At 70.3% G+C, this 24,819-nt stretch carries 24 protein-coding genes, 1 other RNA gene and 1 pseudogene; 13 read left to right on the forward strand and 13 right to left on the reverse strand.

Features of this window, described 5'->3' with window-relative positions; all coding sequences use genetic code 11:
- Positions 1 to 2 precede the first annotated feature (2 nt).
- Complete coding sequence (locus ACH49X_RS15825; RefSeq protein ID WP_357205323.1) at positions 3 to 815, reverse strand: helix-turn-helix transcriptional regulator; 813 nt, start codon at positions 813 to 815, stop codon at positions 3 to 5.
- Positions 816 to 945: 130 nt separating this feature from the next.
- Here ACH49X_RS15825 and ACH49X_RS15830 point away from each other — a divergent pair, with 130 nt between their 5' ends.
- Both ACH49X_RS15830 and ACH49X_RS15835 read left to right on the forward strand, forming a co-directional pair.
- Complete coding sequence (locus tag ACH49X_RS15830; protein ID WP_357205326.1) at positions 946 to 1,359, forward strand: hypothetical protein; 414 nt, start codon at positions 946 to 948, stop codon at positions 1,357 to 1,359.
- 260 nt (positions 1,360 to 1,619) lie between these two features.
- Positions 1,620 to 3,332, forward strand: a complete 1,713-nt coding sequence (locus tag ACH49X_RS15835) for a GNAT family N-acetyltransferase (protein ID WP_357205329.1) — start codon at positions 1,620 to 1,622, stop codon at positions 3,330 to 3,332.
- 6 nt (positions 3,333 to 3,338) lie between these two features.
- Here the strand turns inward: ACH49X_RS15835 and ACH49X_RS15840 are convergent, their stop codons facing one another.
- From ACH49X_RS15840 to ACH49X_RS15850, 3 genes are all read right to left on the reverse strand, one after another.
- Positions 3,339 to 3,800, reverse strand: a complete 462-nt coding sequence (locus ACH49X_RS15840; RefSeq protein ID WP_195077745.1) for a GNAT family N-acetyltransferase — start codon at positions 3,798 to 3,800, stop codon at positions 3,339 to 3,341.
- A gap of 48 nt (positions 3,801 to 3,848) precedes the next feature.
- Positions 3,849 to 4,421 carry an NUDIX domain-containing protein gene (locus ACH49X_RS15845; protein WP_357108953.1) on the reverse strand — a complete coding sequence of 191 codons (573 nt, stop codon included), beginning with the start codon at positions 4,419 to 4,421 and terminating at the stop codon, positions 3,849 to 3,851.
- A gap of 76 nt (positions 4,422 to 4,497) precedes the next feature.
- Positions 4,498 to 5,385, reverse strand: coding sequence for an alpha/beta hydrolase (locus ACH49X_RS15850; protein ID WP_195077747.1), 888 nt, complete (start codon positions 5,383 to 5,385; stop codon positions 4,498 to 4,500).
- Positions 5,386 to 5,421: 36 nt separating this feature from the next.
- On the opposite strand from ACH49X_RS15850, the gene rnpB reads away from it, so the two are divergent.
- An RNA gene (gene rnpB / locus ACH49X_RS15855) (RNase P RNA component class A) lies at positions 5,422 to 5,836 on the forward strand.
- Positions 5,837 to 5,927: 91 nt separating this feature from the next.
- On the opposite strand, the gene ACH49X_RS15860 is transcribed toward rnpB, so the two are convergent.
- On the reverse strand, positions 5,928 to 6,299 hold the full coding sequence (locus ACH49X_RS15860; RefSeq protein ID WP_195077748.1) for a hypothetical protein: 372 nt from the start codon (positions 6,297 to 6,299) through the stop codon (positions 5,928 to 5,930).
- A gap of 451 nt (positions 6,300 to 6,750) precedes the next feature.
- Between ACH49X_RS15860 and ACH49X_RS15865 the strand changes: the two genes are divergently transcribed.
- Entirely contained in the window at positions 6,751 to 7,065 is a 315-nt protein-coding gene (locus ACH49X_RS15865; protein ID WP_228827325.1) for a hypothetical protein, read from the forward strand.
- 16 nt (positions 7,066 to 7,081) lie between these two features.
- Positions 7,082 to 8,533 (forward strand): RNB domain-containing ribonuclease, encoded by a 1,452-nt coding sequence (locus tag ACH49X_RS15870; RefSeq protein WP_357205332.1) that lies wholly within the window; start codon positions 7,082 to 7,084, stop codon positions 8,531 to 8,533.
- 18 nt (positions 8,534 to 8,551) lie between these two features.
- On the opposite strand, the gene ACH49X_RS15875 is transcribed toward ACH49X_RS15870, so the two are convergent.
- From ACH49X_RS15875 to panB, 5 genes and pseudogenes are all read right to left on the reverse strand, one after another.
- Positions 8,552 to 9,436, reverse strand: coding sequence for a CHAD domain-containing protein (locus ACH49X_RS15875; RefSeq protein WP_357109076.1), 885 nt, complete (start codon positions 9,434 to 9,436; stop codon positions 8,552 to 8,554).
- 21 nt (positions 9,437 to 9,457) lie between these two features.
- A pseudogene (pip, locus tag ACH49X_RS15880) lies at positions 9,458 to 10,405 on the reverse strand (prolyl aminopeptidase); the annotation flags it as partial.
- A gap of 13 nt (positions 10,406 to 10,418) precedes the next feature.
- Complete coding sequence (locus ACH49X_RS15885; RefSeq protein WP_195077750.1) at positions 10,419 to 10,868, reverse strand: hypothetical protein; 450 nt, start codon at positions 10,866 to 10,868, stop codon at positions 10,419 to 10,421.
- A gap of 91 nt (positions 10,869 to 10,959) precedes the next feature.
- A complete protein-coding gene (locus ACH49X_RS15890) occupies positions 10,960 to 11,757 on the reverse strand; it encodes a phosphotransferase (RefSeq protein WP_195077751.1) in 798 nt (265 codons plus the stop codon).
- Between the two features lie 74 nt (positions 11,758 to 11,831).
- On the reverse strand, positions 11,832 to 12,686 hold the full coding sequence (gene panB, locus ACH49X_RS15895; RefSeq protein WP_357108961.1) for a 3-methyl-2-oxobutanoate hydroxymethyltransferase: 855 nt from the start codon (positions 12,684 to 12,686) through the stop codon (positions 11,832 to 11,834).
- Positions 12,687 to 12,873: 187 nt separating this feature from the next.
- On the opposite strand from panB, the gene ACH49X_RS15900 reads away from it, so the two are divergent.
- The 3 genes from ACH49X_RS15900 (at position 12,874) to ACH49X_RS15910 (ending at position 18,983) form a co-directional block, all read left to right on the forward strand.
- Positions 12,874 to 14,412, forward strand: coding sequence for an alpha/beta hydrolase (locus tag ACH49X_RS15900; RefSeq protein WP_357205429.1), 1,539 nt, complete (start codon positions 12,874 to 12,876; stop codon positions 14,410 to 14,412).
- A gap of 164 nt (positions 14,413 to 14,576) precedes the next feature.
- Positions 14,577 to 15,914, forward strand: coding sequence for a glutamine synthetase family protein (locus ACH49X_RS15905; protein WP_195077753.1), 1,338 nt, complete (start codon positions 14,577 to 14,579; stop codon positions 15,912 to 15,914).
- Between the two features lie 57 nt (positions 15,915 to 15,971).
- Positions 15,972 to 18,983, forward strand: a complete 3,012-nt coding sequence (locus ACH49X_RS15910) for a bifunctional [glutamine synthetase] adenylyltransferase/[glutamine synthetase]-adenylyl-L-tyrosine phosphorylase (protein WP_357205334.1) — start codon at positions 15,972 to 15,974, stop codon at positions 18,981 to 18,983.
- A 50-nt stretch (positions 18,984 to 19,033) separates the two neighbouring features.
- Here ACH49X_RS15910 and ACH49X_RS15915 read toward each other — a convergent pair whose 3' ends face one another.
- Positions 19,034 to 19,369, reverse strand: coding sequence for a helix-turn-helix domain-containing protein (locus ACH49X_RS15915; protein ID WP_195077755.1), 336 nt, complete (start codon positions 19,367 to 19,369; stop codon positions 19,034 to 19,036).
- Positions 19,370 to 19,475: 106 nt separating this feature from the next.
- Here ACH49X_RS15915 and ACH49X_RS15920 point away from each other — a divergent pair, with 106 nt between their 5' ends.
- Both ACH49X_RS15920 and ACH49X_RS15925 read left to right on the forward strand, forming a co-directional pair.
- Positions 19,476 to 19,802: a hypothetical protein gene (locus ACH49X_RS15920; RefSeq protein ID WP_067801329.1), complete on the forward strand. Its 327-nt coding sequence runs from the start codon at positions 19,476 to 19,478 to the stop codon at positions 19,800 to 19,802.
- 2 nt (positions 19,803 to 19,804) lie between these two features.
- The gene (locus tag ACH49X_RS15925; protein WP_195077946.1) at positions 19,805 to 20,458 is read left to right on the forward strand and encodes a cysteine hydrolase family protein; all 654 of its coding nucleotides are present in this window, start codon (positions 19,805 to 19,807) and stop codon (positions 20,456 to 20,458) included.
- A gap of 156 nt (positions 20,459 to 20,614) precedes the next feature.
- Here the strand turns inward: ACH49X_RS15925 and ACH49X_RS15930 are convergent, their stop codons facing one another.
- On the reverse strand, positions 20,615 to 20,941 hold the full coding sequence (locus ACH49X_RS15930) for a hypothetical protein (RefSeq protein WP_195077756.1): 327 nt from the start codon (positions 20,939 to 20,941) through the stop codon (positions 20,615 to 20,617).
- A gap of 112 nt (positions 20,942 to 21,053) precedes the next feature.
- Here ACH49X_RS15930 and ACH49X_RS15935 point away from each other — a divergent pair, with 112 nt between their 5' ends.
- The 3 genes from ACH49X_RS15935 to ACH49X_RS15945 all read left to right on the forward strand — a co-directional run bounded on the left by ACH49X_RS15935 (position 21,054) and on the right by ACH49X_RS15945 (position 24,361).
- Complete coding sequence (locus tag ACH49X_RS15935; protein WP_195077757.1) at positions 21,054 to 21,746, forward strand: class I SAM-dependent methyltransferase; 693 nt, start codon at positions 21,054 to 21,056, stop codon at positions 21,744 to 21,746.
- 103 nt (positions 21,747 to 21,849) lie between these two features.
- A complete protein-coding gene (locus tag ACH49X_RS15940; RefSeq protein ID WP_357205338.1) occupies positions 21,850 to 22,794 on the forward strand; it encodes an endonuclease/exonuclease/phosphatase family protein in 945 nt (314 codons plus the stop codon).
- 130 nt (positions 22,795 to 22,924) lie between these two features.
- On the forward strand, positions 22,925 to 24,361 hold the full coding sequence (locus tag ACH49X_RS15945) for a metallopeptidase (protein WP_357205341.1): 1,437 nt from the start codon (positions 22,925 to 22,927) through the stop codon (positions 24,359 to 24,361).
- 3 nt (positions 24,362 to 24,364) lie between these two features.
- Here the strand turns inward: ACH49X_RS15945 and ACH49X_RS15950 are convergent, their stop codons facing one another.
- Entirely contained in the window at positions 24,365 to 24,817 is a 453-nt protein-coding gene (locus ACH49X_RS15950) for a 6,7-dimethyl-8-ribityllumazine synthase (RefSeq protein WP_195077759.1), read from the reverse strand.
- Positions 24,818 to 24,819 lie beyond the last annotated feature (2 nt).

A 24,819-nucleotide genomic window follows, 5' to 3' on the forward strand; every position in this document is an offset into this window, starting at 1 on the left:
GCTCACGCCTTCGCCGTGGCCGCCAAGCGCAGCGCGGCCGCGGTGAAGTCGTCGAGGGGATAGAACAATTCGATGGCCAGCTCCGACAGCGTCACATCGGCCGGAGCGCCGAAGGTGGCCATCGTGCTGAACATCGACAGCTCGCCCGCAGGAGTGCGGATGCGGATCGGCACCTCGAACGGGCTCGGCGTGCCGGTCTCCGCCGTCGCGGCGTCCGCCCCCGGCGGATCGGGGTAGCCGGAAACCTCGTCGTACAGCGCGGACAGTTCCGCGTCCCCGCTCGCGCTGACCTGCCTGGCCAAACGCTCCAGGAACAATTCCCGCACCTGGGCGAGGTTGGCCAACCGGGACGAGAGGCCATCCGGGTGCAGCACCAGCCGGTAGACGTTGGGCCGGGGCGCGCGCACGTGCTCGGGGACGCCGTCCATCAGCACGCTCATCGCCGCGTTGCCCACCACAACGTTCCACAGCCGGTCGATCACCACCGCGGGGTACGGTTCGTGCGCGGTCAGCATGGTCTCCAATGCGGTGCGCACCGACGCGAGATGGGCGTCGTCGAGACTGCTCTCCAGGTAGGCGGGGGCAAAACCCGCCGCCACCAGCACAGTGTTGCGTTCGCGCAGCGGCACCTCCAGCGTGTCGCACAACCGCAGCACCATCGCCCGGCTCGGCGCGGCGCGGCCGGTCTCCACGTAGGACAGGTGCCGCGCCGAGGTGTCCGCCGCCAGTGCCAGGTCGAGCTGGCTCAACCTGCGCCGTTGCCGCCATTCTCGCAGCAGGATGCCCGCTCTCGACTGTGTTCGCGCCGGTGTCACCCGGCCAGTGAAGCATCCCGCCCCGCGGTGCGGCCATGACCTCCGAGGTTATTGAGACGCGCACCTGCGGCCTGCAGGCTCGGCGCCGGGAGCCGACCGGCCCCGTACGGATCGACCGACGGGAGTACTCATGACATCCACCACCTCGGCTCGCCGCGACGCGTTCCTGCGTTTCGCGTTGCGCGTGGACGGCTGGAGCACCGGCGTCTTCGGCGCGGTGCTGCTCGCCGGGGCCAGGCTGCTGCGCGAGCCGCTCGGGGTGCCGACCGGGTGGAGCGTCGCGTTCGGCGTCGTCATGCTCGGCGGTGCGCTCGTGTTGCTGTCGATCGCCCGGCGTCCGGCGGTCGCCGCGCGCTACGCGGGGGCGGTGGTCGTCGTCAACGCGCTCTCGGCGGCCGGGATGATCGGGCTGGCCGGTTCGGGGGTCTTCGCGTTGACGGGGCCGGGCGTCGCGTTCCTGCTCGCAGGCGCGGCGGCGGTGGCGACCTTCGCCGGACTGGAGTTCGCCGGGCTGCGCAGGCTCGGTGCGGATCGCGCTCGATGACGCCCGCCTTTCCCATCCAGGGGCACGACGATCCGGTTCGGCGTCGCCGATGTGGCGATGATGGTTGCCAGTAGGTTACTGGTCCCGATGAGCGCCACAGGAGGCCGGACCAGGATGGTGCTGCGGCGGGCGGGACGATGGGTTGTGGACCGCGTGGCAGGACACGACCGTGCCGGTCGCGGGTGAGTGGACGGGCCCGTATCGACCGCGTTGTCGAAATCCTTTGTGCGGGAAGCCGTCGACCGGGTAGAGACATGCGGATGGACATCTCGATACCCGGGATCAGGTTGCTCGTGCCAGAGGACTGGGCGGTGTTCCGGCGGGTCCGCCTCGCGGCGCTGACCGACGCGCCGGAGTTCTTCGGGACAACCCTGGCCGAGGCGCGGGCTCGCACCGAAAGCGATTGGCGGCGCGCGCTGTCGGATCGGGCCCAGTTCCTGGCCGAGGCGGACGGGACGGGAGTGGGGACCGTCGCGGGCATGCCCGACCCGGAACGCGGTGGCGTGCACCTGATCTCGATGTGGGTGGCGCCGCGGGCGCGGGGAACCGGCGTGTCGGACCGGCTGGTCAGCGCGGTGCTCGACTGGGCGGTCGAGAGGGGGCACGCGGTCGTCCGTTTGGAGGTCGCCGAGCACAATGCCCACGCCGAGCGACTGTATCTGCGCAACGGGTTCGTGCGCACCGGGGTGAGCGGGCCGATGGGCCCTGGCGACCCGCGCCGGGAGTTCGAGATGGAATGGCGGCCCGGTTTGCCTGCTGATCCGCAGGGTATCCGGGCCGCGACGGCATCCGAGACATCCGTTTCCGTACCGCGAGGCCCAGCACAGGAGAAAGCCATGAACGAGCGCAAACCGACGGACAAGGGGACCGACGACCTGCCCGGCGCCACCGACGCCTCCGGCGGCGGGCCGGCCGGAACCGCGCAGTCGTCCGAGGGTGCGGCGCACGGGGCCGGCGGGGAATCGGCGAACCAGCGCGCGACGGATACCTCCAGCAACGGCGTCGCGGGAGCATCCGAACCCCCGAGCGCGGTGCGGCTATCGCAAGACACGTCTGTGCAGGCGGGCGGCATCGCCGATGCGGCGGAGACGGTGACTTCGGGCAGGGTTCCGACCGGGACGGCCCCGCAGGCGGGCAGTGCGCCCGATGCGGCGGACAGCGGTACGGCCCCGCAGGCGGGCAGTGCGCAGGATGCGGGGGAGACCGGCGCGGCTTCGCAGGCGGGTAGCGCGCAGGATGCGGGGGAGACGGCCTCTTCGGCGAAGACTTCGACGGGCGCGGCCTCGCGGGCCGGCGGTGCCGCTGGTGCGGCGGAGACGGTGACTTCGGGCAGGGTTCCGACCGGTACGGCCCCGCAGGCGGGCAGCGCGCCCGATGCGGCGGAGACCGGTACGGCCTCTCAGACGGGCAGCACGCCCGATACGGGAAAGACGGCGTCCTCGGCGGCGAAGACTTCGACCGGCGCGGCTCCGCAGGCCGGCGGTGCCGCTGGTGTGGGGGAGGCCGTGTCGTCGGCGCGGACTCCGGAGGCGGCTGCGCAGGCGAGCAGCGCGGCTGGTGCTTCGCAGACCCCGACGACCGCCGGTACCGCCTCGCAGGCGGACAGCGCCCTTGGTGCTGGAGGGAACCAGGAGCCGAAGACGGTGGCCTCGAACAAGAGCGAGAAGAAGGCGGACGACATCGCCAGCGCGGCAGGAGAGACGGAGCCGGAATCCACCGGGAGGCATGCCGCCGAAGCAGCGGGTGGGCAGGAGACGCCGATAGCGGAGTCGGTTCGGCGTGCCGCCGAACGCGCCGAGCAGGTGGAGGCGGAAGCCGCCACCGCCGCCGAACGTGGCGCGGCGGGAATCCCAGGACCGGTAGCCCATCCGGGCCGCACGCTTCTGGAGACGCTCCGCGACAAGCCCGTCCTCGCCGCGATTCCCGCCTCGGTCCTGGCTTTCATCTTCTGGCGGGCGTTCCGCCGAGGCTGACCTGTCTCACACGCGACGCCGGTAGATCTGCCGCGACCCGCCTTCCGGCCCGGGATCCGCTTCCTCGGCGGGATGGAAGCCCAGGTTCTCGTAGAACGCGCGCGCACCACTGGTGACCGCGCCGGGATGGTCGGCTCCGAACGTCACCACCTCGAGCGTGCCGGGGGCGGGCACGTACCGGCGGATCGCGTCCGTGGTGAGCGCCCGGCCGATCCCGTGCCCGCGAGCCTGTTCCGCGACGACCAGCCAGTGCACCCGGTAGATCGGCGGGTCGGAGCCGAAGAGGATGCCGCCGAGGATCTCCGCCCCCGCCGACCGGGCGACGAGCGCCGTGCCGCGCCGCACGTGCCGCAGCACCGAGGCGCGAAACCCGGCGTCGTCGGCTCCCGCGCCGAACCACTGCTCGACCTGCCCCGCCAGTTCGAGAAAACCGGCGAGGTCGTCCTCTCGCGCAAGCCTGACAATCATCCGCGTCATCGTGACAGCATCGGCCGATTCCGTCGACTCGAACGGCACTCAACCGGCGGCGGATCGCAACGCGCCGTCGAGTTTGGTGCGGAAACGCCCGAAGTGCGGGTCGGTGTCGTCGAGGGCGAATCCATCCAGCGCCCACCATCGTTCACCGTCGAACTCGCGCGGGTCGAGGGTGTCGCCGTCGGCGCGGCCACCGCGGATGACGTACCAGAGGCTCACGTCCTCGTGGCCGGAGCCCGGACCGACCGTGGCGGTGACGGTGAGGAACAGCGGGTCGGACCCGACGACGTCGAACCGGGCCTCGACGCCGATCTCCTCGGCCGCTTCGCGCCGCGCGGTGTCGAGCGGATGCTCACCGGGATCGACATGCCCCCCGGTCGGCAACCACAGCCCGGCGAGGCGATGCTTGCCGAGCAGCACCGCCCGCGCCGCTGGATCGACCAGCACGACGTAGGCGACCAGGTGCCGCGGCGGGGTCGCCGGTCTGACCCGCCGGAAGATGTCGTCGGTCGACGCGAGCCAGGCCAGCGTCGTGTCGATGTGCTGCCGCTCGAGGTCGTCGAGCGGCGCGATCCGACGCACGATCTCGGCGACCGCGGCGGTGACGGGTTGCATGGCTCGGACTGTAGCGCCGGGCACCGACAAGTTCAGCCGTCCAGCGCAACGGCATTCAGCCGGGCCGCGAAACGCCCTATGGCCGCAGCACCGACACCAGGAATTCGGTCTGGTCGTACACGGTCTTCTCGAAGACCTCGTCGAAATAGATGTCGAAATGTCCCGCCGGATAACGCTTCACCACCGCGTGCTTGGTGCGTTCGGCCGCGCGCAGCGCCGATTTCACCGGCGCGACGGAATCGTCGTCGCACAGCGCGTACAGCACCGGCATCTTCAGGGCTTTCGCCCGTCGCCACGGTGCGTCGAAGAGAGCCGAGAATGCCACGCGCGCGGCCACTTTCGGTTCGTAGGTCTCGCTCTCGTCGGTCAGCCTGCGGAAGCCGTCCGGTACGTCGGGCGCGCTCATCAGTGCCGCGGCGCCGCGGCGTCCGGCCAGCCGGATGCCCACCGGCTTGCGCCGCAGCGTTCCGAGCAGCAGGTCGGTGGCCGCGATGGTGCTGACCTTGAGCAGGCTGATCGGTCCCTTCGCCAACGCCGAAGACAGGCCGCTGGTGAACGGTACCTGCGCGACCACGGCCGCGATATAGGCATCGTCCGGCGCGACCGAAAGCACGTGCCCACCGCCGAACGACGTGCCCCACAACGCGATCCGGGTCGCGTCGATGCCGCGCAACGTGCGGGCGTACGCGATGGCGGCATGCCAGTCCGCGCGCTGACGCGCGATGTTCAGCAACTGGCGCGGTGTGCCCTGACTGGCGCCGAAATGCCGATAGTCGAATACCAGGACCGCCATTCCCGCGGCCGCGAAACGCCGCGCGTACCGATCCAGTCCCATTTCCCGATTGGCCCCCAGGCCGTGTCCCATCACCACTAGCGGGCGGGGTTTGGGTGCGCCGTCCGGGCGGTATAGCCACGCCGCGCACTGTTCGCTTCCGGAGGGGAAGCCGACCTCGACACGTTCCATGGCCATCAACCGTACCCAGTATCCTGTTATGGCGGACGAGTTGGTCGGGCGGCCGCGGCACCGGGAACGGGCACGGATGTGCCGCCGCCCGGCGCCGAGGAAAGTCCGGACTCCACAGAGCAGGGCGGTTGCTAACGGCAACCCGGGGTGACCCGCGGGACAGTGCCACAGAAAACAGACCGCCCACGGCCTAGCGGTCGTGCGGTGAGGGTGAAACGGTGCGGTAAGAGCGCACCAGCGCCCCGGGTGACCGGGGCGGCTCGGTAAACCCCGCCCGGAGCAAGGTCGAAGGCCGCACCGTAGCCGGTGCGGCTGCGCAGGTGTTCGAGGGCTGCTCGCCCGAGCCTGCGGGTGGACCGCTCGAGGCACCCGGTGACGGTGTGCCCAGATGGATGGCCGCCCCCCGGCTCAGCGCCGGGGACAGGATCCGGCTTACAGACCAACTCGTCCGCCCGGGGGTGCTTCGCACACCGGCTCGATTCCGCACACGCTTTGCGCGCGGAATCGGCGGGTGTGCGAAGCACGGCCGGATTGCGAGCGGGTCAGCACATGAGTTTGGCCATTTGGTAGATCGCCTTGGCTTCCTCGGTGCTGGGCTGGGTGGCGCCGCCCGCGCGCTTGACGATGTTCTTGACGACGTCGTCCTCGGATTTACCCGCTTTGATATCGCCGCAGGTCTCGGTCAGGATGCCGGCGATCTTCGCGTCGTCCTTGCCCTCGGCCAGCTTGGGGAACGCCCCGCGGAAGCTGACGAGGAACGCGCCCGCCTTCACGCTGTCGACCTGGGCGGCGGCCTGTGCCGCCGTGGTGGTGGCGGACGAGGTGGCGGTGCTGGTCTTGTCGTCCCCGCAACCGGTGAGGAGCAGGGCCAAGAGGGTGGCGCTGGCCGCGATCGCGGCGGTAGTTCTTGTCACGGAGCGGCATGCTAGCCGTCCACAACCACCGCCGCCTCCCGTCAGGTTAACGGGAGGCGACGAGTAGCGGGAAAAGAATCGCGCGGGTCAGATCGGATTGATCACGAAAACCTGCGCCCAGTACGCGGCCTGCTCGGGGCCCAGCAGCGGCAGCAGGTAGTCGAACAAAATCGATGACATAGGTATGGAGCTCCCAAATTGTCGACGTGCGGGACATTTTCCAAACGCGCGGGCGAACCAGCCCGTCACGGCGGGCCACGTTAGCAGCGCCGCCGCCGTCGTGTCTCGGGGCGAGATTTTCCGCTGTCCGATTCGTGCGGAACTGGCCCAGATGGTGATCGACGTCATAAAGTAGTCGCCGTTGGCTCGGCCCGGTGCGGGGCAGCATCGGGCCATTCATACTTCGATCGCGGGAAAGCAGGTCTCAACACATATGCGAGTAGTTCGCTCCATGGTCGCCGGCGCATTGGTCGCAGGCGCCGCTTCGGTTTTCGCGGTGCTGGGTGCGGGTTCGGCCGGCGCTGTCGCCGTGACCCCGCTGCCGGGTGGGGTTCAGGTCGACCTGAGTCCCGCCGACACGGTATGGGTGCACCAGAATCATGTCGGTCTGGCTATCGCCGGGTTGCCGCATCCGTCCGCCGCCTCCTTCGGCGAGGCGCTGGACGCGGCGGCTCAGGTGTCGTCCTCGGTGCCGAACGGCCGGGTCACCTTCACCGTCTACGGGCCGTTCGACCAGTTGAACGGCTCCATGCTGGCGCTGCAGTAGGACCCGGCGCCCAAGCGTGGAACTCCACCAGCGGATCGTGTCGGCGCCGGTCGATTTCGGCGCCATCCGATCCGAGTTCGGGCTGGCCTCGGCGTATCCCGCCGAGGCCGGCGCCGAAGCCCGCGACGCGGTGGACGCGTTCGCGGGCGATCGGGTCGATCGCACGGACATCCCGTTCGTGACGATCGACCCGCCCGGGGCCATGGATCTGGACCAGGCCCTGCATATCGAACGCACCCCCGGCGGCTTCACCGTTCACTACGCCATCGCCGACGTGGGCGCCGTGATCCCTCCCGACGGCGCGCTCGCCAAAGAATCCGGCGCCAGGGGCCAGACCTTCTACCTTCCCGACGGCACCGTGCCGCTGCACCCACCCGCGTTGTCCGAAGGGTCCGCCAGCCTGCTTCCGGATCGCACGCGTCCGGCCGCGCTGTGGACGATCGAACTCGACGAGCGCGCCGAACCGGCGCGGTTCTCGGTGGTCCGTGCCCTGGTGCGCTCCCGCGCCCGGCTCGACTACGCCCGCGTGCAGGCCGACGCGGAGTCCGGCCGGCTGCATCCTTCCATCGCGGCCCTGCCGGAGTTCGGCACGCGGCGCATCGAGGCGGGGCTCGCGCGCGGTGCGATCGGGCTGCGGTTGCCCGCGCAGACGGTGGTCGAGGACGAGCACGCCGACGGGCACTGGCGACTGGTGGTGGAGCCGCGCACCGCGGCCGACGACTGGAACGAGCAGGTCTCACTGCTGACCGGCATGTGCGCGGCGCGGATCATGCTCGACGGCGCGGCGTCGGCGGGGGAGCCGATCGCGCTGCTGCGCACCATGCCGCCGCCGTCGGAATCCGCGATCGCATCGATGCGCCGGACCGCGCAGGCGCTGGGCGTGGACTGGCCCGACAACGAAGCGGTCGGGCAGATGCTGGCCCGGCTGGACGCAGGCACGCCCGCGGCGCTGGTGCTGATGTCCGAGGCGACGACGCTGCTGCGCGGCGCGACCTACACCGTCCTCGACGGCGCCGCAGCAGCGCCGTACGCGCGGGAAACACTGCGCCACAGCGCCATCGGCGCGCCGTACGCGCACGTCACCGCCCCGCTGCGGCGGTTGTCCGACCGGTTCGCGACCGAGATCTGCCTGGCCAGGTGCGCGGGTGCCGAGGTGCCGCGCTGGGTGCGCGAGGGGCTGGCGAGCGCGGCCGAGGCCATGCGGCGCAGCGACAGCGTGGCGGGCAAGATCGAGCGCGCCTGCATCGACCTCACCGAGTCGACCCTGCTCGCGCCGCGTACCGGCACGGTGTTCGACGCCGTCGTGGTGCGCGAGGCCAACGGCAACCGGCCCGCCGTGGTCTTCGTCGCCGAACCGCCCGTGCTCGGCCCGTGCGTGGGCAGACCACCGGAAGGCGAGACCGTACGGGTGCGGCTGCTGTCCGCCGACCCGAAGGAGCGGAAAGTGTCCTTCACCTACCCCGCGTGAACGGGCGCGGCGCCGGAATCACCCCGTGACGGCCGTCCCGAACAGCGCGGCGGCGGTGGCCGGGTAGCGGCTCAGCTCGCGCCCGGCCGCTGCCTCCTCCGCCGCCGCGAGCAGTTCGTACAGACCCGCGTTCTCGCCCGCCGCGACGGCCTCGCCGGCCCGGTCCAGGATCGCGTTGTGCGATTCCACCGCGTCGCGGTGGTCGCCGAGCACGGTCTGCAGCTTCTTGGCGCGGTCGCCGCGCTCGGCGGCCTCGTCGCCGAGCACCTGCTCGGCCGCCTCGCACGCGTAGCGCAACTGTTTGGCGCTCTTGCGGATCTCGTGCAGCAGCTCCACCCGCTCGCGCGGGTCTACGGTGGGCTCGGTGCGGATCAGGGAGTCCACGCGGTCCAGATCGCGCCGCAGCACCTTCCGGAAGACCTCCGGGGCCGCCGCCTCGGCGCGGGCGGGGCGCAGCGGCGGATCGGTGCGCCATCCGGACAGTTCTTCGCGCAGCTCGCGGTAGCGGGCGCCGTCCAACGCGGCCAGCACCTCGTCGTGCGCCGTGCGATAGTGCTGCCGTTCGGCCTCGACCAGACGCGCGGTGACGGCGTCGAGCTCCGCCGGATCGGCCCGCTCGGCGTGATCGGCCAGCAGCGTGGCGAACCGGTCGGCGCGCACCTCCGCGTCCCGCGCTTCGCCGAGCAAACCGGCCAGCCACTTCAGCTCGGCGCGCATCCCGGTGGCGGGCTTGCCTGCGAGCAGTTCGCGGTAGGACCGCAGCACGCTGCGCAGCCTGCGGGTGGCCACCCGCATCTGATGGACCGAGTCCTCCGCGTCGGCGCGGACCTCGGGCTCCGCGGCCAGGAGCCGGTCGATGTCCTCGCGCAACGCCGCCGCGAAAGCGTCCCCCGCCGTGCTCACCGTGCCCGCCTCCGCTCTCGCGAATCGGTCGGTGGCCTCGACCAGGTGATGGGTGATGCCCGGCTCGTTCGCGGCGTGCCCAGCGTCGTCGACGATGTGCAGCACCGAGCCGGGCCAGGCCCGGTGCAGTTCCCACGCGCTGACCGTAGGGCAGACGATGTCGTGGCGGCCCTGCACGATCACGGCCGGGATGTGCGCGATGGCGTCGATGTCTCGTAGCAGCTGACCCTCGTCGAGGAACCCGCCGTGGCGGAAGTAGTGATTCTCGATCCTGGCGAACGCCAGCGCGAATCGCGGCTGCGATGTCTCGGCCACCCGATCCGGATGCGGCAGCAGCGAACTGGTCGCGCCCTCCCAGCTGGACCAGGCGATCGCGGCCGTGCGGGCGAGCTGTTCGTCGGACGAGTGCAGCAGGCGGTGGTAGACCTCGACCAGATCCTGATCGCGTTCCTGCTCCGGCACCAGCGCGAGGAACTTCTCCCACTCGTCGGGGTAGACGTAGCCGGCGGCGCCGTTGTAGTACCAGTCGATTTCCTTGCGGCGCAGCAGGAAGATCCCGCGCAGCACAAGTTCGGTCACGCGGTCGGGGTGGCGCTGCGCGTAGGCCAGCGCGAGCGTGGAACCCCACGAGCCGCCGAACACCTGCCAGCGATCGATGCCGAGATGGGCGCGCAGCGCCTCGATGTCGGAGATCAGATGATCGGTGGTGTTGTGCTCCAGGCTCGCGTCGTCGGCCAGGTGCGGGGTGGAGCGGCCGCACCCACGCTGGTCGAACAGCACGATCCGATAGGCCGCCGGATCGAAGAAGCGCCGATGGAACGGGGCGGTGCCGCCGCCGGGGCCGCCGTGCAGGAACACCACCGGCTTGCCGTCCGGATTGCCGCTGACTTCCCAGTAGACCGACTGGCCGTCACCGACCGCCAGCATGCCGGAAACGTAAGGCTCGATCTCGGGATAGAGGGTACGCATCCGGCCGCCCGGCTCAGAACGCCAGGCCCGAGGCCAGGTCGGGGATCCCCAGCGCCTCCACGGCCTGCTGGCGCACGTCCGGGCAGGCCTTGACGGTGACGCGGTCGACGATCGGCTTGTCGGCCAGCACCGCGCCGTTGATGCCGCCGTTGCGCAGCGCCCACTCGTGCACCAAGGCGTTCAGCCCGATCTTGCCCAGCGTGCCGCCCTGGATCCGCCAATTGGACAGCTCCGGCCGGATCATGTCGCACAGCTGGGTCGCCGCCGCGTCGGAGATCTCCGGGCTCGCCTGCGTGACGCGGCCGGACGTCGTACCGGGCGCGGCGGTGGCCGACACCGTGGTGGAGCTCGAGCTGCCGGTCGGCGCCGGGCCCGAGTCGCTGCCGCAAGCGGTCAACGCCGCGGCGGCGAGAGCGCCGGCCACCAACAGGGTGCTGCGTGAAATCCAACGGCTGTACGGCATGGGTACCTCTGGTCGTGTCGGGATTGTCGGCATCGAGTCTGCCATTGATTCCGCCGCCCGGCCCGAACCGGCCGCTGCCGGTGGGAATAGGTCAGCCGAAGTGCGCGCGTAGCTCGTCGAGCAGGTCTCGGCGGACGTGGTCGAAGGCGGGCTCGGCGTTTTCCACGGTTCGCCACGGGTGCAGGGCGACCAAGGGGGCCAGGCGTTCGGCCGTGGCGATCTCGGCTTCGGATATCCGCTCCAACTGCCGCCAGCGGGCGAAGTACTCCATGCGATGGGGGCTGTGCAGCAGGCGGTGGGACAGGAATGGATGGGTGATCACCGCGTCACCCCAGTCGAACAGCAGGCCTGGGCCAGGATCGCGTGCGAAGACGTTGCCCGGGTGCAGGTCGTTGTGTTCGATGCTGAGTCTGCCGGACTCGGCCAGCACCGCGGCGGCCGCTTCGATGCGGGCGCCGAGCCCGGGTGCCCGCGACTCGAAATGCCGGTAGACGCCGATCAATTCGCTTGGTGGAAGGTAAGGGGTGCCGGTGGCTCGCAGATCCGCCACGTGGGTGGTGAGCGAGTGCTGGAGATCGGCGTAGTGGCGGACGAGGACGGCCCATCCGTCGCCGGAATCGCCGGCGGTGGCGCCGCCGTCGGGACTGAGCAGCCAGCCGTTGTCCGCGTGCACCGCGAACGGCTCCAGCACGCTCCCGGGACGCAGGCGGGCCAGCAGGCGCAACAGCGGGCCCTCGTGCGCGAAGGCGCGTGCGTTGGCCTTCACCCACATCGTTCCCGCGTCGGTGGGGATGCGGGCCAGCAGCGACCACGCTCGCCGTTTCGTCTCGACCGCCGCGCCGGTGATCTCGATGTTCCCGGCGCGCAGCACCGTGCGCGCCCAGCGCACCAGAGGTTCCAGCGGTTGGCCGAGCAGCGCGACAGGTGCGCGCGCCGCCCGGCCGGTGGTCGCGGAATCGCCGGTCAGAAGCTGTGCTCCGGCCCGGGGAAGGTGCCCCGGCGCACTTCGTCGGCGTAGGCCGCGGCCGCGGTGCGCAATTCGTCGCCGACGTTGCCGAATCGCTTGACGAACTTCGCGGTCTTGCCGCTGGTGTAGCCCGCCATGTCCTGCCAGACCAGCACCTGCGCGTCGGTGTCGGCGCCGGCGCCGATGCCGACGGTCGGGATGGTCAGCTTGCGGGTGACCTGCCCCGCCAGTTCGGCCGGGACCATCTCCATGACCACGGAGAACGCGCCCGCCTCCTGCACCGCGATGGCGTCGGCGATCAGCTGCTCGGCGCCGTCGCCACGGCCTTGCACCCGGAATCCGCCGAGGGTGTTGACGCTCTGCGGAGTGAAACCGATGTGCGCCATGACCGGGATGCCCGCCGCCGTGATCACCGCGATCTGCTCGGCCACCCGCTCGCCGCCCTCCAGCTTCACCGCGTGCGCCCCGCCCTCCTTCATGAACCGGGTCGCCGTCGCCAGCGCCTGCTGCGGGGAGGACTCGTAGGTGCCGAACGGCAGGTCGGCCACCACCAGCGCGTGCGGCGCGCCGCGCACCACCCCGCGCACCAGCGGGATCAGCTCGTCCACGGTGATCGGCACGGTGGTGTCGTAGCCGTACACCACGTTGGCCGCGGAATCGCCGACCAGCAGCACGGGAATGCCCGCTTCTTCGAACAGTCGCGCCGAGGAATAGTCGTAGGCGGTCAGCATCGCCCAGCGTTCACCGTCGGCCTTCATCTGCTGCAGGTGGTGCACCCGGGTCTTGCGCACCTTCTTGGGCTCCGCGGGCGCCGCACCGTAGGCAGGGGTTTCCGAATCGGATACGGACATCATCGTCCCTTTCGTCTGTGTCGCCTCGGGGCCCGTCCGGGTCCCCGGGTTTGTCTGACGAGATTCAGTGTGCCACCCGCCACCGAGGCGGATTAAGGTCGATGACCGGTGCGATTGGTCACAGCACGGCAGTCTTCGCCCGGGGCGGCCGCCGCGTTTGCCCGATGGCAATATCGACAGCATGTCGATGGTGCGGAGTGGGCGCGGCGCGCTCCCGGTGGCGGTGCTGGCGTCGCTGGCTGTGCTGGTTTCGGGGTGCGGCGTCACCCGCACCGAGACGGGGCAGCCGCTGCCCGCGCCGCCCACCGGACTGGAGAAGTTCTACGGCCAGGCGGTGCAGTGGGGTGACTGCACCGGATTCGGCGGGCCGGACGATCGGTTGCCGCCGAGCACCGAGTGCGCGCGGATCACCGTGCCGGTGGACTACGCCGCGCCCGACGGGCCGACCGCGCAGATCGCGATATCCCGGATGCGGGCGACCGGCCGGCGGATCGGTTCGCTGGTGATGAACCCGGGTGGGCCGGGGGAGTCGGGCCTGGGCCTGTCGTCGCTCGGCAACAAGACGGCGTTGGCCGAGCGCTTCGACCGGATCGGTTTCGACCCGCGCGGCGTCGGTTCCTCCACCCCCTCGATCGTCTGCCAGACGCCCCAGGAGCAGGACGCCGAGCGCGCCGAGCCGGAGGACGACTACACCCCGGCCGGCATCGCCGACGCCGAGGCCGACAACCGCCGGTACGCCGATCGCTGCGCCGAGCGGACCGGGAAGGAGTTCCTCGCCCATGTCGGCACCCGCGAGGTCGTGCAGGACCTCGACATCATGCGCGCCGCGCTCGGGGACGCGAAGCTGACCTACGTCGGCTACTCCTACGGCACCAAGATCGGCTCGGCGTACGCGGAGCGGTTCCCCGACCACGTGCGCGCCATGGTGCTCGACGGCGCCATCGACTCCTCGCAGGATCCGGTGCAGGAGTCGCTGCGCCAGGCGGCGGGCTTCCAGAAGGTGTTCGACGCCTACGCCGCCGACTGCGCGCGGCAGCCGGACTGCCCCCTCGGCGCGGACCCGGCGCAGGCGGTGGCGCGGTTCCGCGCGTTGGTGAACCCGCTGTGGGACAAGCCGGCGGCGACCACCGACCCGCGCGGGCTGACCTACGGCGACGCGATCACCGGCGTGCGTCAAGCGCTCTACACCGACGAGTTCTGGGGCGTGCTCACGCTCGGGCTGTCCGAGCTGCGCGACGGGCGCGGCGACACGCTGCTCACGCTGGCCGATCTGTACGACGGCCGCCGCGACGACGGCACCTACGCCAACACCACCGACGCGTTCAACGCGATCCGCTGTGTGGACGATCCGCGCATCACCGACCGCGCGGTGGCCGGACGTCAGGACGCGGAATACCGGAAGGCGGCCCCCTTCCTGGACGACGGGCGCGGCACCGGCGCGGCGCCACTGGAGCTGTGCGCCGCCTGGCCGGTGCCGAACTCGAGTGAACCGCATCGCATCTCGGTGACCGGCCTGCCGAAGACGGTGGTGGTCTCGACCACCGAGGACCCGGCGACGCCGTACCAGGCCGGGGTCGATCTGGCCGGCCAGCTGGGCGCCGCGCTGATCACCTATCAGGGCAACCGGCACACGGTGGCGCTCGCGGGCGGCGTTCCGTGCGTCGACGACGCGGTCGTCGCCTATCTGGTCGACCTGACCGAACCCGCTTCCGGCCTCACCTGCTGAGCGGACGGGCCGGGTTGCTGATCGATCACGCACCCCGGCCCGGTACGGAAAAAACTCACAAACCGGACGATCCGACTGTGCGGAGTCTTCCGAAAAGATCCAGGTCAGCAATCTTAAGCGTGTATGTAACACAGATTTAACGCCGGATGCTTACGCTCGCGGGCATGGATCGCCAGAAGGAATTCGTGCTGCGGACGCTCGAAGAGCGGGACATCCGCTTCGTACGTCTCTGGTTCACCGACGTCTTGGGCTACCTGAAGTCCGTCGCGATCGCGCCCGCCGAGCTGGAGGGCGCGTTCGAAGAGGGTATCGGTTTCGACGGCTCGGCCATCGAGGGCTTCGCCCGCGTCTCCGAGGCCGACATGGTCGCCCGGCCGGATCCGTCCACCTTCCAGGTGCTGCCGTGGGCCACGAGCAAGGGCCACCAGCACTCCGCGCGCATGTTCTGCGACATCACCATGCCGGACGGCTCGCCGTCCTGGGCGGACCCGCGCCACGTGCTGCGCCGCCAGCTGAACAAGGCGGGCGATGTCGGCTTCAGCTGCTACGTGCACCCCGAGATCGAGTTCTTCCTGCTGGAGAACACCTCGAAGGACGGCGTCCCGATCCCCGCCGATTCCGGCGGCTTCTTCGACCAGGCCGTGCACGATTCGGCGCCGAATTTCCGCCGCCACGCCATCGACGCGCTGGAGTCCATGGGCATCTCCGTGGAGTTCAGCCACCACGAGGGCGCTCCCGGCCAGCAGGAGATCGATCTGCGCTACGCCGACGCGCTGTCCATGGCCGACAACGTGATGACCTTCCGCTACCTGATCAAGGAAGTGGCCATCGACGAGGGCGTGCGCGCGACCTTCATGCCCAAGCCGTTCGCCCAGTACCCGGGCTCGGCGATGCACACGCACATGAGCCTGTTCGAGGGCGAGACCAACGCCTTCCACGACCCCGACGACCCGATGAACCTGTCGGAGACCGCGCGCGCGTTCATCGCGGGCATCCTCGAGCATGCCCCGGAGATCAGCGCGGTCACCAACCAGTGGGTGAACTCCTACAAGCGCCTCATCCACGGCGGCGAGGCGCCCACGGCGGCCTCCTGGGGCCGGTCCAACCGCTCCGCGCTGGTGCGCGTGCCGATGTACACGCCGAACAAGTCGTCCTCGCGGCGCGTCGAGATCCGCAGCCCGGATTCCGCGTGCAACCCCTACCTGGCCTTCGCCGTGCTGCTCGCGGCCGGTCTGCGCGGCATCGAGAAGGGCTACACGCTGCCGCCGGAGGCGGAGGACGACGTGTGGTCGCTGACCGTCGCGGAGCGCCGCGCGATGGGCTTCCGCGAGCTGCCGGGCACGCTGGACGAGGCGCTACAGGCGATGGAGCGCTCCGAGCTGGTCGCCGAGACCCTCGGCGAGCACGTGTTCGACTTCTTCCTGCGCAACAAGCGCAGGGAGTGGGCGGACTACCGCAGCCAGGTCACGCCGTTCGAGCTGAAGGAATATCTCGGGTTGTAATCCGAGCGATGCCACGGGGCCGCGTGCCCCCGATCGCGGCCGGGTAATTTGAGAACCATGGTCCGGCCCCCCTCCGCGCGCTCCGCCGTCCCCGGTGTCGGCCGGCTCGGATTGCTCGAGCCCTCCGCCGCCGCGTCGCTGCGTGATCTCGGCTGGGACAACGTCGAGAGCATCCCCGTGCTGTGGTCGTTGTCCCGCGCGCCGGACGCCGATCTCGCGTTGACCACGCTCATGCGGCTGCGGGAGAGCATCGGGGACGGTTGGCACGCCATCGATTCGGCGATTCGCACGGATACCGCGCTGCGGGGCAGGCTGTTCGCGCTGCTCGGCTCTTCCAGCGCGTTCGGCGATCATCTCGTCGCGGCGCCGGAGGCGTGGGAACGGTTGCGGCGCAAGGAATTACCTGGACGCGACGAGCTGATCGCCGATCTGCTCGCTGTGGTCGACGCGGCGCAAGAGGAGGGGCCGAACGCGACCCCGATGCTGTTCCGCGCGGGCATCTCGGGGCCGGAAGTGGTGGCGTCGCTGCGCAAGCGGTACCGCGATCACCTGATGCTGCTGGCCGCGCTGGATCTGGCGGCCACGGTGGAGAACGAGCCGGTGCTGCCCTACCAGGTGGTCGGCAGGCACCTCACCGACCTGGCCGACGCCGCCCTGACCGCGGCGCTCGCGGTCGCGGTGGCGCGGGTCTGCAAGGACGAGCCGGTGCCGGTGCGGCTGGCGGTGATCGCGATGGGCAAGTGCGGCGCGTGCGAGCTGAACTACGTCAGCGACGTCGACGTGGTGTTCGTCGCCGAACCCGCCGACGCCACAGGCACTCGTCTGGCCGCGGAGATGATGAGCGTGGCGAGCCAGGCCTTCTTCGAGGTCGACGCGGCGCTGCGGCCTGAGGGCAAAGCCGGTGCGTTGGTGCGGACGCTCGATTCGCACATCGCCTACTACAAGCGCTGGGCACGGACCTGGGAGTTCCAGGCGCTGTTGAAGAATCGTCCCGCGACCGGCGACATCGCGCTCGGCGAGCAGTACCGCGACGCGGTCATGCCGATGGTGTGGTCGGCGTCGGAGCGGCCCGATTTCGTCGCCGACGTGCAGGCGATGCGCCGCCGCGTGGAGGATCTGGTGCCGGCCGATCTGCGCGAACGCGAACTCAAGCTGGGGCGCGGCAGTCTGCGCGACGTCGAATTCGCGGTGCAGCTCCTGCAATTGGTGCACGGGCGGGTGGACGAGACCCTGCACGTACAGGGCACCGTCGAGGCGCTGACCGCGCTGGCCGCCGGCGGTTACGTCGGTCGCGACGACGCGGCCAATCTCACGGCGTCCTACGAGTTCCTGCGGTTGCTCGAACACCGGCTCCAGCTCCAGCGGCTGCGCCGCACCCACACCTTGCCCGCCGCCGACGACGAGGAGGGCATGCGCTGGCTGGCCCGCGCGGCGCACATCCGGCCCGACGGCAGACAGGACGCGGTGGGCGTGCTGGGCAGCGAGATCCGCCGCAACGCCGTGCGGGTGCGGCGCTTGCACGCCAAGTTGTTCTACCGGCCGCTGCTGGAATCGGTGGTGCGGATGGAACCCGACGCGCTGCGCCTGAGCCCCGAGGCCGCCATCCGGCAGCTGGCCGCGCTCGGTTACGCGGCGCCGGAACACGCTCTCGGCCACCTGAAGGCCCTCACCGGTGGTGTGTCCCGTAAAGGGCGCATCCAAGCCTTGCTGCTGCCGACGCTGCTCGAATGGCTCGGGGAGACACCGAATCCCGACGCGGGCCTGCTGGCCTATCGCCGCGTGTCGGAGGGGCTCGCCGACCAGATCTGGTTCCTGCGCGAACTGCGCGACGAGGGGGCGATCGCGCAACGGTTGATGATCGTGCTCGGCTCCTCGGAATACCTGCCGGATCTGCTGATCAACGCGCCGGAGACGATCCGGATGTACGCCGACGGTCCAAGCGGCCCGCTGCTGCTCGGCCCGCAGCCCGACGAGGTGGCCCGCGGCATTCTCACCGCCGCCGCGCGCTACGAGGACCCGAAACGCGCCGTGGCCGCGGCGCGTTCGCTGCGCAGGCACGAACTCGCGCGGGTGGCGTCGGCCGATCTGCTCGGCATGCTCGAGGTGCCGCAGGTGTGCCTGGCGTTGTCGTCGGTGTGGGTCGCGGTGCTCGAGGCGTCGTTGCGCGCGGTGATCCGGGCGAGCGAAGCCGACCTGGGCTGCCGTGCGCCCGCCGACATCGCGGTGATCGGCATGGGCAGGCTCGGTGGCATGGAACTCGGCTACGGCTCCGACGCCGACGTGCTGTTCGTCTGCGACCCACGGCCCGGCGAGGACGAGACCAAGGCCGTGAAGTGGGCGATCGGGGTGGCCGACCGGGTGCAGCAGCTGCTCGGCGCGCCGAGCACCGACCCGCCGCTGCACGTGGACGCCGGGCTGCGTCCGGAGGGCCGCAACGGCGCGCTGGTGCGCACCCTGGCCGCCTACGCCGCGTACTACCAGCAGTGGGCGCAGCCGTGGGAGGTACAGGCGTTGCTGCGCGCCCACCAGGTGGCCGGTGACGAGGAACTCGGGGTGCGCTTCCTGCACGTCATCGACAAGGTGCGGTACCCGGAGGGCGGTGTGTCGGCCGAGGCGGTGCGTGAGATCCGGCGGATCAAGGCCAGGGTGGACGCCGAGCGGCTGCCCCGCGGCGCCGATCCGGCCACGCACACCAAGCTGGGCCGCGGCGGGCTGGCCGACATCGAGTGGACGGTCCAGCTGCTGCAGCTGCGGCACGCCCACGAGGTGCCCGGCCTGCACAACACCTCCACGCTCGAGGCGCTGGACGTGATCGAGCAGACCGAGCTGCTGGACGCGCAGGACGTGGCGCTGCTGCGCGACGCGTGGCTGACCGCCACCAACGCCCGCAACGCCTTGGTGCTGGTGCGCGGCAAGCCGAGCGATCAGCTCCCCGGCCCGGGGCGGCTCCTTTCCGCCGTCGCACGTGTCGCGGGATGGCCCAACGACGACGGCAGCGAATTCCTCGACCACTACATGCGCGTCACCCGGCGCGCCAAAGCGGTTGTCGAACGAGTCTTCGGGGCGTGAGGTTGCTGCTCGGTCGGGGTCCTTCTCGGCGGAATCGAGCGCGCCCGGACTCAGGCGCCGACGGTGAGGCCGGCACGGGCCGCGCGCTGTTCGCCCCAGTCGTAGAGCGCGGTGAGCACGGGGACGAGCGTGCGGCCCTCGTCGGTGAGGGTGTATTCGACTTGCGGAGGCACCGTGTCGAAGACGGTGCGCCGGACCAAGCCGTCGGACTCCAGCTCACGTAACTGCTGGATCAGCATCTTCTCGCTGGTGGACGGCATCCGCCTGCGCAACTCGCCGTAGCGGTGCACGCCCTCCTTCAAGTGGGCCAGGATCACCGGCTTCCACTTGCCGCCGATCAGATCGACGGTCACCTCCACGGCGCAGTTGTAGCGCTTGCCGGGCACCTGTCCTCCGGGTACTCACTGAAAAGTGCGTTCTTGTAACACTGTAATCATCGCGATTCCATGAATGACGTTCGGATCGACCACCGCAGACATGGAGCGAAACATCGTGAAGGTCATCGTTTTCGACCGCTTCAAGCCAGGCGTCACCCTGGAGACGATCAACCCGTACCTGCCCGAGGAGGTCGCCAATGTGTGGCGGCTGTGGAAGGCGGGCATCGTCCGGGAGAACTACGCCCGCGCCGACGAGCCAGGCGTGGTGATCGTCTTCGAGGTCGGCAGTGTCGAGGAGGCGCGGAAGTACGTAGCGGACTTCCCGCTGACCAAGGCCGGCTACCTGGAATGGACTTTCGTCCCCGTCCAGGCGCCGCTTCCGCTGGAGGCGCTGATGGATCCGGCCGTCGACGTCGCCGAGCCCTACGACCGGACCGCGTGAGCATGCGGCACGCATTCGGCCTGAGCATTCCGCAGACCGTGCCGGAAGCCTGCGATCCCGCGCGGATGGCGCTGCTCATCTATGACATGCAGGTAGGCATTGTGCGGCAGATTCCCGGCGGCGAGGAGATCGTGCGGGCGTGCGTCCGGCTGCGCGATGCCGCGCGAGCGGCGGGCTTCCGGGTGTTCTACACCCGGCACATGTCCTTGCCGGTCGCGGCATCGGGCGTTGCCCAACTGCGCGGCGCGATGTCCTGGCAGCGGGTGGACGATCCGGCGCAGGTGCGCTCGAGCTTTCCGCAGGGGTCGCCGCAATTCCACTTGGTCCCCGAGTTGACGCCGGGTCCGGACGAGGTGGTGTTCGACAAGATCACCATGTCGGCGTTCGTGGCCACCCCACTGGACTTCGCGCTGCGCGACTGCGGGATCGACACCTACGCTGTGGCGGGCATCGCCATGGAGGTGGGTATCGAGCCGACCGTGCGGCACAGCCTGGACCTGGGCTACCTGCCGATCATCGTCACCGACGCGTGCGGCGCCGGTCATCCGGCGGCGGCCGAGAGGTCCTATGCCACGCTCGAGTTCACCGGTGGATCGCTGACGACGGACACCGCCGCGCTGACCGCGGCCATGAGTCGGCACGCCGACCGACGTTGACGGTCCGAGCCGGTGCGCGCGGCGTGCCGGTGTCATGGTCATCGCCTTGTCCGCCCGGCCGAACGGGCAGCCATATCCGTACGCAGCGAACCGCGATCCGGTCGCACGGTTTCCTGGGCTGCCCGAGTCGACGACCGGCCGGACGAGGCAGCCGGGTCACCGGCTCCGGCGAGGCGAGTCGACGCGCGGTGGGACGTTCGCGCCGCCGGTCAAGCTCTGGAAGCGATCGACGAACCGGCGCAGGGCCTGCCGGTCTTCGTCGCCGAGCCCGTTCGCGGTGGTGACGGTGACCTCGGTGCCGGAGCGGATCCGCAGGACGTCCCAGGCCACCGGCAGCACGGGCGCGTGCACGCTGCGCCCGTTGCTGCTGATCGTGATGGACGAACGATACATACTCGGAACGAGTGCCAGGTCTTCGGCGATCTCGGCCGTCAACGGTCCCGCCGCGCGAAACTCCTCGACGTACATTCCTCCCCCTTTCACGACGCCGCCAGTGTAGGCGGGATATCACCCCTCCCGGCGCCCACCGAGCGGATCAGGCGCGTCGCGTGCGAAGGTCCCCGGCCTGGGGCCGGTGCACTGATATTCGTTTGCTATGACGACACCGGATGATCTGGATTTCGATGCCATCTATCGGGGCGCGGGCGGCCCGTTCGGGCCGGGTGTCAAACCGCCGTGGAGTATCGGCGAACCGCAGCCGGAGCTCGCCGTCTTGATCGAGCAGGGCAAATTCCACGGTGACGTGCTCGACGTCGGATGCGGGGAGGCGGCGATCTCGCTGTATCTGGCCGAGCGGGGTTACCGGACCGTGGGATTGGATCTGTCGCCGACCGCGATCGAGCTGGCTCGTGCCGAGGCGGCCCGGCGTGGCTTGCCGAACGCTTCGTTCGAGGTCGCCGACATCACCTCGTTCACCGGCTACGACGGCCGCTTCGGCACCATCGTCGACAGCACGCTGTTCCATTCGATCCCGGTCGAGTCGCGGGATGGTTACCAGCAGGCGATCGTCCGCGCCGCCGCGCCGGGCGCGTCGTACTTCGCGCTCGTGTTCGACCGGGCAGGCTTGCCCGAAGTGCCCCAGCCGGGGCCGTCGCCGGTCACCGCCGATGAGCTCGGGGAGGTGGTGTCGAAGTATTGGACGATCGATGAGATCAGGCCGGCGCGAATTCACGCCGACTTGCCCGCGGAGTTGCCCGAGGGCGCGCCGGTCCGGTTCGAAGGGATACGCGACGAGCCCGGCGGCCGCAAGTCGGTTCCGGCCTGGCTGCTGTCGGCCCACCTGGGCTGATTCTCCGACAGCGAGGTCGCATCGAAGTGCCCGGGCTTCCTCTGCGCTGGTCTCGAGCTGCACCATCTCAAGGGCTTCACCGGCATTGCCTAGGCTCGACCGCATGCGTAGATGGATGGACCGGGCATTGCTCGGTGTGGGGTGGTGCGCAGTAGCCGTGGGCGCCATCGGGATGGTGCTGCACTTCGGGGCGTGGCAGCGACGCGGGCTGGTGTTGCTCGCGTCGGGGGCGTCGTATTTCATGACCGGCGCGATCGTCGGCCTGGTGTTGTTGCTGATAGCGCGCGGGTGGCGCAGCGCGGCTGTCGCCGGGGTGCTGGCCGTCGCGGCGCTGTGGACGCTGGTGCCCGCGTTCGTGCCGGAGAGCCGCGCCGCGAGCGGCCCGGAGCTCACCGTCATGCAGTCGAATCTGCTTTTCGGCGGCGCCGATCCGGCCGCCGTGGTGCGCGCGGTGCGGGACAACCGGGTCGACGTGCTGACGGTGGACGAACTGACCGAGGCCGCGCTGGATCGGTTGGCGAGCGCAGGCCTGCCCGGCGAATTGCCGTATCACTACACCGAGCCCACCCGCGACGGCGGTGGCGGCACCGGTATCTACAGCCGTTATCCACTGCGCGACACCGTGAAATACGACGGATACATCCTCAACAACGTCTCCGCGACGATGGATCACCCCGAACGGGGTCCGATCACGGTCTTCGCGTTCCATCCGGTCCCGCCACCGTTCGATTTCCCCGCCTGGCAGGCGGAGATGCGCAGGACCCGGGAGATCCTCGACGCCCAGCGTGGTCCGGCCATCGTGGGCGCCGACTTCAACGCGACCCGCGACCACACGGCCTTCCGCGACCTGCTGCGTGGACGCTTCGCCTCGGCGGCCGACCAGGCGGGCGCGGGCCTGCTGCCCACCTTCCCGGCCGATCGCACCTGGGGACCGGTCATCGGCATCGACCACATCTTGCTCGCCGACGCAACCGCCGAACAGGTGCGCACCCTCTCCGTCCCCGGCTCCGACCACCGAGCGCTGCTGTCCCGCGTCCGCCTGCGGTGACGGCGAAATCGCCGCGCCGCCTTGCCCATCCAAAGGCGGTCGGGGCGCCGTGATGCGCGCAGCGCGCTCGCGGCGATTACGATGTGAGCGCTCGGCGGGCCCGAGACGCGGTACTCGGGGAGGCGAGTTCATGACGAGGATCAGGCGATTCGGTGTTGCCGTGCTCGCGGTGATGGCGACGGTGGTGGCCGGATGCGCGCAGGGCGCGAACGACCGTGCGGCGCAGCCGGTTTCGCCGCCTTCCGACACCTGGGAGCTGGCCGGATCGATGACGGCTTCCGGCCCGAACGGTCCCCGCAAGGGCGTGCCGGACGCGCCGCTCACCGCGGAGAACGGCGACGGCGGCGCCGTCGACAAGCTGGCTCTCAACACCATCGCCGACGTGCAGGACTTCTGGACCACCGAGTATCCCGAGCACTTCCCCGGCACCTTCAAGCCGGTGACCAGGTTCATCTCCTGGGACGCCAAGGCGCCGAGAACCCAGTCGGTCAAGTTCTGCAAATCCGACACCTACCAGGTGGTGAACGCCGCCTACTGCGGCGGTGACCACACCATCGGCTGGGACCGGGGAGTCCTGCTGCCGAAGCTGGTGCAGAAGTACGGCGAGATGGCGGTGGTGATGGTGCTCGCCCACGAGTACGGGCACGCCATCCAAGGGCAGGCCAGGCTCGCGGGCTTGCTGACCCCGCCGCTGGTGCAGGAGCAGCAGGCCGACTGCCTCGCCGGTGTCTTCCTGCGGCATGTGGCCGAAGGGAATTCGGCGCACTTCACGCTCAACACCACCGACGGCCTCAACGCCGTGCTCGGCGCGACGGTGGCCGTGCGCGACCGGGACCCGAACGATCCGGACAACGTGCACGGCTCGGCCTTCGAGCGGGTGACCGCGGTGCAGATCGGCTACACCGACGGCGCCGACGGCTGCAAGAAGATCACCAGGAAGGAGATCGCCCAGCGTCGGGGCAATCTCCCCACCACCTTCGAGCCCGGTGAGGAACAGGCGCAGCTTCCGGTGGACGCCGCCGCGCTGACCAGCCTGAGCGCGGCGTTGACCAAGATCTTCCCGGTCACCCGCACGCCGCAATTCGACTACTCCGGCGTCGGCCGCGGCTGCTCGGACGGAACCGTCACCCGGCCGGTGTCGTACTGCCCGAGCGTCAACCGGATCGGCACGGACGTGCCCGCCCTGGCCCGCCGCGGCGGAACGATGGCGGACGACGACCCGCTGTCGGCGGTCGTGGACGGCGACTACAACGCGTTCGTCGTCTTCGTCTCGCGCTATGTGCTCGCGGTGCAACAGGATCGCAAGCTGTCGCTGACCGGCGCGGAGACAGCCGGTCTGCGCACCGCCTGCCTCAGCGGCGTGGTGACCACCAGATTGAGCGAGCCGGGCAGCGACCCGCACCTGTCCGCGGGCGATCTGGACGAAGCGGTCTCCGGCCTGCTCGCCGACGGTCTCGCTGCCGCCGACGTGAACGGCAAGGTCGTGCCGAGCGGCTACCAGCGGCTGGAAGCGTTCCGCACCGGCGTCCTGGACGGTGAGAGCGCCTGCCTGGCCGAGTTCCGGTAGGCGCTACACCGGCAGCGACCGCAGCGAGCTGAGCGTGCCCGCCAGCGCGCGGGCCGCTTCGGCGCCCTTGGTCACGAAATGCTCGGTGAAATACGTGACGTGCTCGCTGTGCTCGTGGAAGTGGTGCGGGGTGAGCACCACCGAGAACACCGGCACGTCGGTGTCCAGCTGCACCCGCATCAGCCCGTCGATCACCGCCGAGGCCACGAAATCGTGCCGGTAGATACCCCCGTCCACCACCAGCGCGGACGCGACGATCGCCGCGTACCGGCCGGAACGCGCCAAGCGCTTGGCGTGCAGCGGGATCTCGAAAGCGCCCGGCACCTCGAAGACGTCGATGGTCGCGGGATCGAAACCGAGGTCGGCGTACTCGGCGCGGAAGCCCTCGTACGCCTTGCCGACGATCGAGGCGTGCCAGCTGGCACGGATGAACGCGATGGATCCGGTGGTACTCATGC

Source organism: Nocardia sp. NPDC019323 (genome assembly GCF_044389845.1).
Taxonomy (GTDB): Bacteria; Actinomycetota; Actinomycetes; order Mycobacteriales; family Mycobacteriaceae; genus Nocardia; species Nocardia implantans.